This is a genomic window from Allobosea sp. ASV33 (assembly GCF_016428755.1).
Lineage (GTDB): Bacteria > Pseudomonadota > Alphaproteobacteria > Rhizobiales > Beijerinckiaceae > Allobosea.
In genome coordinates this window covers 1-4,501 of record NZ_JAELTI010000171.1, presented here as the reverse complement: position 1 = coordinate 4,501, position 4,501 = coordinate 1, and the positions used below count along the sequence as shown (strand labels likewise).

The following is a 4,501-nucleotide window of genomic DNA, read 5'->3' as shown; positions in this document are numbered from 1 at the left end:
GATCTCGTTCTACCCGTGCCTCTCCACCGGACCCGGCTCTGGCGCCGACGCTTCAACCAGGCCGCGGCGCTAGCCGGCATCGTCTCGCGGGAGACCGGGTTGCCGCTGGCGGCGACGGCCCTGACCCGGATCAGGCGCACCCGCCAGCAGGTGGGGCTGACGCGCGCGCAGCGCGCCGAGAATCTGCAAGGCGCCTTCCACGTCTCCGCAGCGGCGCGCGGGCAGGTCGAAGGCCGGCGCATCCTGCTGGTCGACGACGTGCTGACCACCGGCGCCACGGTCAATGCCGCTTCGCGCGCCCTGTTGCGGGCCGGTGCGAGCGCGGTCGATGTGCTGACCTTCGCGCGGGTCGTGACGGATGGCCGGGAAATCACTACATGAGGGGCATCGCAACGAGAGACGCCGCATCATGCCGCCGGTCACGATCTACACCACCTCCTGGTGCCCCTATTGCAAGGCGGCCAAGGCGTTGCTGATGCGCAAGGGCGTCGCCTTTACCGAGATCGATGTCGACGGCAAGCCCGAGCTGCGCCAGGCGATGACGGCGCGCGCCGGCGGGCGCACCTCGGTGCCGCAGATCTTCATCGGCGGGCAGCATGTCGGCGGTTCCGACGATATCCATGCGCTCGATGCCCGCGGCGAGCTCGACAAGCTCCTGGCGGCCTGACGCCCTCGGCAAACCCGATTGCTTTGATGGTCTCGCGCCACCACCTATGACGACATGATCCGTTACGCCCTCATCTGCGACCACGCCCATGACTTCGAGAGCTGGTTCGCCTCCTCGGCCAGCTTCGAGGACCAGGCGAAGCGCGGCTTCGTCACCTGCCCGGTCTGCAACAGTGCGAAGGTCGAGCGCGCCATCATGGCGCCGAATGTCGCGCGGACCGATCTCGGCCCCAAGGGGCCGGGCCCGGCCGTGGAGGCTCCCGTCCCGGCCGCCGCGGCGCCTGCCTCTGCCCCGGCGCCGGTCGCTCTGATGAGCGAGAAGGAACAGGCCTTCCGCGAGATGGTGGCGGCCCTGCACCGGCATGTCAGCGAGAATGCCGAGCATGTCGGCAAGCGCTTTGCCGACGAGGCCCTCAAGATCCATCATGGCGAGGCGGAAGAGCGTGCGATCTATGGCGAGGCGACGCCGGACGATGCCCGGATGCTGCACGAGGAAGGCGTCGAATTCCTGCCACTGCCGCGGCTGCCGGGCTCGGGGAACTGAAGCGTCTCTCGGCCGTTTCCGATCACGAAACCGCGCTCGCGCCGACTTTCATCGATGCCCGCATGACGGTTTTGTTAGGTTGCGCGAGGCCGCGCGGATGAAAATTTTCGGCGCGGCATCTTAGATTTTTCCGTTTTGGAACAAGGCGCTAACAGCCCGGCGTGTCCCGTCGGAAGGCGCCGTGTCCCCTTCTGAGGCTCCTCCCCCCTTCCGTCCCGGATGAACTTTCTGTTAAGGAATTCGCGGTTCCTTGCCGGCAATCCCGGTTTGCCGCCCTCGGCGATCACGGGTCCGGAACTCAGGAGGTTGCCGCATGAAGCGGACCGCGATTGCTGCTCATGGTCTTCGTTCCGGTGAGACATCCCGGCATGGCAGCAAGGCGATCCCGCTTCTGATCATGCTGGCGGCCCCGGTTCTCGGGGCCTGCAGCATGTCCCCGGTCGAGACGGCCGCGACCTCCGCCGCCGCTCCCGCCGTGAAGGAGCCCGCCAGGGCCCGCAAGCACGCCGTGGCACTGGCCAAGGCCGATCCGCGCGAGAAGGAATGCCTCGTCCGCGCGATGTATTTCGAATCGAACCGCTCGAGCGAGTCGGGCCTGCTCGGCGTCGGCACGGTCGTGATGAACCGAGTCGAATCGGCGAAATATCCCGAGACGATCTGCGGCGTGGTCGGCGCGCCCCGCCAGTTCGCCGCCGGCGTGCTCACCAAGCCGATGACGGACAAGGTCCTGCCGCGCGTCGAGGCCATCGCCGAGGACATCCTCAATGGCCGCCGCAACGAGGCGGTCGGCGCCGCCAAGCACTTCCACATGGCCGGGATGCGCTTCGGCTACAACAACATGCATTACGTAACCGTGGCCGGCGGCAATGCCTTCTACCTGAAGGGCGAGCGTCCCGAGCGCCGCCGCATCGAGGAGCCGACGATCCAGCTCGCCTCGGCCTCCACCACCGCGATACCGCTCACGACGGCATCCTCGTCGGCCAGCACCGCGACCTCCTTCGCCTCGGCACCGCTCGCCTTTGCGCCCGAGGCGCCCACGCCGAAGCTGCCGGCGCTGGAGAGCCCGATCGTCACCCTGATCAAGAACGCGCCGCTGCCGCCCGGCCGGCCGCTCGATCTCGACCTGCCCAAGGCGCATCTGCGCGCCTTCGTCGCGCCGCCCAAGGATGACCGCCGTGTGGCGCTGCTGTCGACGGCCGATATCCGGGGCAGCCTCTCCTCGCGTTCGCGCTGAGTCTTCCTATCCGCTGGCGATCCACGTAGCTCCCATCCTGAGAAGCAGCCGCAAGGCTGTATCTCGACGGCTGCTTCAGCAGGCTTCGGAGCCGGCGGGACCATCCGTCGAGACGCGGTCAACACGGCTCCTGGGGACGAGGGCTGAACGAAAAATCGCGTCAGCCTAACGTCGCAGGGGACATCGCCGAAGCTCTGGCGTTATCTTCGCCGCAGTGCAACATTCAGATTGCTCTGCAAGACGGGGAGACGCCATGACCGCGACGGACAAGGGCGGCCGGGAAACGGCCCAGCGCGACAAGCCGTGGATCTTCCGGACCTATGCCGGCCATTCCGACGCGGCCGAATCCAACAAGCTCTATCGTGGCAATCTCGCCAAGGGCCAGACCGGCCTCTCCGTCGCCTTCGACCTGCCGACCCAGACCGGCTACGACCCGGACCATGTCCTGGCGCGGGGCGAGGTCGGCAAGGTCGGCGTGCCGATCTCGCATCTCGGTGACATGCGGGCGCTGTTCGACCAGATTCCGCTGGCGCAGATGAACACCTCGATGACGATCAACGCGACCGCGGCCTGGCTGCTCTCGCTCTATATCGCCGTCGCCGACGAGCAGGGCGCCGACCGCAAGCTTTTGCAGGGCACGACCCAGAACGACCTCGTCAAGGAATACCTCTCGCGCGGCACCTATGTCTTCCCGCCGCGCCCCTCGATGCAGCTCACCACCGACATCGTCGTGTTCACGGCCAGCGAATTGCCGAAATGGAACCCGACGAATGTCTGTTCGTACCATCTGCAGGAGGCCGGCGCCTCGCCGGTGCAGGAGCTCTCCTTCGCGCTGGCGACGGCGATCGCCCTGCTCGATTCCATCCGCGCCCGCCCGGAAGTGAGCGCCGAGGAGTTCCCCGGCACCGTCGGCCGCATCTCCTTCTTCGTGAATGCCGGGATGCGCTTCGTCACCGAGCTCTGCAAGATGCGGGCTTTCGTCGAGCTCTGGGACGAGATCACGCTCGGCCGCTATGGCATTGCCGATGAAGCGATGCGGCGCTTCCGCTATGGCGTTCAGGTCAATTCGCTGGGGCTGACCGAGCCGCAGCCCGAGAACAACGTCTACCGCATCCTGATTGAGATGCTGGCGGTGACGCTGTCCAAGAAGGCCCGTGCCCGCGCCGTGCAGCTCCCGGCCTGGAACGAGGCGCTCGGCCTGCCCCGCCCCTTCGACCAGCAATGGTCCCTCAGGATGCAGCAGGTCCTGGCCTATGAGACCGACCTGCTCGAATTCGGCGACATCTTCGACGGTTCGACCGTGGTCGATGCCAAGGTCCGCGAGCTCAAGGCCGCCGCGCTGGAGGAACTCGCCAAGATCGACGACATGGGCGGCGCGCTTGCCGCCGTCGAGAGCGGCTACATGAAAATGGCGCTGGTCGAGAACGGCGCGCGCCGTATCGAGGCGATCGAGCGCGGCGAGCAGGTCGTCGTCGGCGTCAACAAATTCACCAATAGCGAGCCCTCCCCGCTTTCGGCCGGCGACGGCAACGTCGTCACCGTGCCGGATTCGGTCGAGACCGAGGCGATCGCCCGGCTCAAGGCCTGGCGCTCGGCCCGCGACGCCAAGGCGGCCGAGGCGGCTTTGGCTGAGCTTGCCACCAGCGCCCGCGAGAACCGCAACGTCATGCCGGCCTCGATCGCCTGCGCCAAGGCCGGCGTCACCACAGGCGAATGGGCCCAGACCCTGCGCGAGATCTTCGGCGAGTACCGCGCGCCCACCGGCGTCGACACCAGGAAGCTGGGTGACGCGACCGGCCTCGCCACCGCGAAGGCCGCTGTCGAGAAGGCGACGGAGCGGCTCGGCCGCCCGCCGCGCTTCCTCGTCGGCAAGCCCGGGCTCGACGGCCATTCCAACGGCGCCGAGCAGATCGCCGTGCGCGCCCGCGATGCCGGGATGAGCGTCAGCTATGGCGGCATCCGCCAGACGCCGGAGGAGATCGTCAGCGAGGCCCGCGAGCAGCAGGCCGACATCATCGGGCTCTCGATCCTCTCGGGCTCGCATCTGCCGCTGGTGC

Annotated in this window: 5 protein-coding genes; all 5 read left to right on the top strand. The window is 67.7% G+C overall.

Going from position 1 to position 4,501, the window contains the following annotated elements:
• The coding region (locus tag JHD80_RS26675) for a ComF family protein (protein ID WP_199093523.1) at positions 1-381 on the top strand (381 nt) is incomplete at its 5' end.
• 28 nt (positions 382-409) lie between these two features.
• Entirely contained in the window at positions 410-667 is a 258-nt protein-coding gene (grxC, locus tag JHD80_RS26670) for a glutaredoxin 3 (protein WP_199093521.1), read from the top strand.
• A 54-nt stretch (positions 668-721) separates the two neighbouring features.
• Entirely contained in the window at positions 722-1,210 is a 489-nt protein-coding gene (locus tag JHD80_RS26665) for a DUF1178 family protein (protein WP_199093519.1), read from the top strand.
• A 313-nt stretch (positions 1,211-1,523) separates the two neighbouring features.
• Positions 1,524-2,444 carry a cell wall hydrolase gene (locus JHD80_RS26660; RefSeq protein WP_248311802.1) on the top strand — a complete coding sequence of 307 codons (921 nt, stop codon included), beginning with the start codon at positions 1,524-1,526 and terminating at the stop codon, positions 2,442-2,444.
• A gap of 253 nt (positions 2,445-2,697) precedes the next feature.
• On the top strand, positions 2,698-4,501 hold a 1,804-nt coding region (locus JHD80_RS26655; protein WP_199093517.1), incomplete at its 3' end, for a methylmalonyl-CoA mutase family protein.